The organism is Synechococcus sp. R3-13 (assembly GCF_047462195.1).
Taxonomy (GTDB): domain Bacteria; phylum Cyanobacteriota; class Cyanobacteriia; order Thermostichales; family Thermostichaceae; genus Thermostichus.
In genome coordinates this window covers 1-2,049 of record NZ_JANSIO010000520.1, presented here as the reverse complement: position 1 = coordinate 2,049, position 2,049 = coordinate 1, and the positions used below count along the sequence as shown (strand labels likewise).

Below are 2,049 nucleotides of genomic sequence, written 5' to 3'. Positions count from 1 at the left end.
GATCCCCAGGCTTTACTTATGTTACGCAATGGGTTTCTGGCTGTGCAATCGCTGCCGACCACAACCCCCACAGATTTACCCGCCACTGCCGCCGGAGACCTGAGTGGACGCCTGATGGTTGCGAATGGCCCGCTTGACCAAATTGAGGAAGGCAAAGGCCCGTTGGTCGGTGGGATCCAAGCGCATCACCGCTTGAAAGGCTGCTTCCGCCTGTTGCAGAACGGCCAGATCGATTTGGCCATCCTCATCGGCTTCCAGTTGGGCCTTTTGCAAGAGGAGGGCCCCTCGATTGTAATGGGCTGCCACATGGTTGGGATCTGCCGCCAAAACGGCTTCCAGCTCTGTCAGGGCCGGATCCAGATAGCCGCTCATGCCCAGTACCCAGGCCAGCTTGTAACGAGCTTCGGTATGGGTTGGATCGGCAGCAACCGCCTGGCGAAACGCTTGGATGGCAGCCTGGAAATCGCCCGCTTGTACCGCTGCGATGCCTTCTTGGTAGCTGTCGTGAGCCATGAGCAAGTTTGGGGTTGAATGGGAACCTGGCGTGTGAGGTTATTTGCAGCTTAACCCTTGCCAAACGTGTTGCCCCCAATTCCCATCCCAGGTACCGAGAACAGAGCCGTGCCCCCGCTGGTTTACCGTCTTTTCCCTCTTGGGGGTGCCATCTGCAGCAGGAGAAACTGCCGCGGCAAGAGATTGGAGATTGCGCAAAGCCTGACCCGCATAACCTGCGCCCCTTCCTAGGATGAACATAGCCATTGATTGGGTGTGAACCATGAATGCCAAACTGCTTTTCCTACCGCTGGCTTTGGGGCTGTCTGTAGCTCCGGCCACCGCCGTTTTTCCGCAAACCCTGGGCATCTACCCTCCTTTACAGAGGCTGCAACTGGCCGATACCCGTCAGTTGGATGCTGGCACTCGCTCCATCATTGTCAACCCCGTTCCTTCCGACCTGCGGGTGAATCTGGAGCTGGATCGGCACGGGTCTAACCCCATCTACCGGCCTGGCGAGCCGATTGCCATTACCCTGAGCACCAACCGCGATGCCTACGTTTACCTGTTCAGCATCCAAGCCGATGGCCGTACTCACCTGATTTTGCCCAACCGCTTTTCCGGCGGCAACGAGTTTCTGCGGGCCGGAGAAGTGCGCACCTTCCCACCGCCGGGGGCCAGCTACCGGTTGACCATCGCTCCGCCTTTCGGTCAAGCCCAGGTGTTGGCGGTGGCCTCTCCCCGTCCTCTCAACTTCCAGGAGATCGCCTCTTTCGAGCAGAGTGGATCCTTTGCCGATGTGCGGGTGCGGGGATCCCAACTGGGCAATGCCATTGCCCGCGCCATCATCGTCGAGGGGATCCCTTCTGACCAGTGGGTGACGGCCACTCGGTTCTATCGGGTTGCCCCGCGCTAATCCAAGCTCTGAGACCTCAGGTGGATGGCCCGCACAGGATCCCCTTCATCGGGTATATGACCAGCCCCACCGTTCAAGCTGGGAAGGAAGTCAACCACCCCAAAGGCTGCCCAAAGATTGGGTTCATCTGCCACAATGAGAGCAGCCAAAGGTAGTCTCGGCTACGTTTCTCCTGTGCGGTTTTGGTCGGCCATTCTATGTCCCCTTCCTCCAAGCCCCTGAGCGAGCAGATTCGCAGCATTGACGACCATCTCTCCCGCCGACCCCTGGATCTGGATCCGGCGGGCTATTTCGTCATCTACTTGGATCGGGAGCAGAACCTCATTTGCGCCAAGTACTACAGCACCGTCATCAATGAGCGGGGGCTGGCCACCGATCCGGAAACAGGAGCTGTGATCCCGGCAAAGGGCTCCGTCAACCGATCCCCTGAACGGGTGTATGTTGGGCGCACGGCCAAAGAACTGTGTGTACAGATCTTTGAAAAGGAGCAGGAGAGAGTGGTCTCCCAGCTCAGCCATGCGGCCTACTTGGGAAGGGAGTTTCAAAAAGCCGAAGCTGCCCTGATCTCCGGCGAGGAGTACATCCAAGACTGATCCCTTCCCAGAAAGCTCACCAAATTTTCGGGCTGGAGACCCGCACCA

Annotated in this window: 3 protein-coding genes; 2 read left to right on the top strand and 1 reads right to left on the bottom strand. The window is 58.5% G+C overall.

What is annotated here, in order from left to right:
- Window positions 1–75 precede the first annotated feature (75 nt).
- On the bottom strand, window positions 76–513 hold the full coding sequence (locus NW856_RS14235) for a tetratricopeptide repeat protein (protein WP_148202830.1): 438 nt from the start codon (window positions 511–513) through the stop codon (window positions 76–78).
- A 262-nt stretch (window positions 514–775) separates the two neighbouring features.
- On the opposite strand from NW856_RS14235, the gene NW856_RS14230 reads away from it, so the two are divergent.
- The gene (locus NW856_RS14230; RefSeq protein ID WP_011433318.1) at window positions 776–1,408 is read left to right on the top strand and encodes a DUF4384 domain-containing protein; all 633 of its coding nucleotides are present in this window, start codon (window positions 776–778) and stop codon (window positions 1,406–1,408) included.
- A 197-nt stretch (window positions 1,409–1,605) separates the two neighbouring features.
- Window positions 1,606–2,001 carry a DUF4346 domain-containing protein gene (locus tag NW856_RS14225; RefSeq protein ID WP_414330043.1) on the top strand — a complete coding sequence of 132 codons (396 nt, stop codon included), beginning with the start codon at window positions 1,606–1,608 and terminating at the stop codon, window positions 1,999–2,001.
- Window positions 2,002–2,049: the final 48 nt, after the last annotated feature.

Excerpts from the sequence above, each read along its gene's own strand:
- NW856_RS14235 (WP_148202830.1), bottom strand. The coding sequence starts at position 513 with ATGGCTCACGACAGCTACCAAGAAGGCATCGCAGCGGTACAAGCGGGC.
- NW856_RS14225 (WP_414330043.1), top strand. The coding sequence starts at position 1,606 with ATGTCCCCTTCCTCCAAGCCCCTGAGCGAGCAGATTCGCAGCATTGAC.
- NW856_RS14230 (WP_011433318.1), top strand. The coding sequence starts at position 776 with ATGAATGCCAAACTGCTTTTCCTACCGCTGGCTTTGGGGCTGTCTGTA.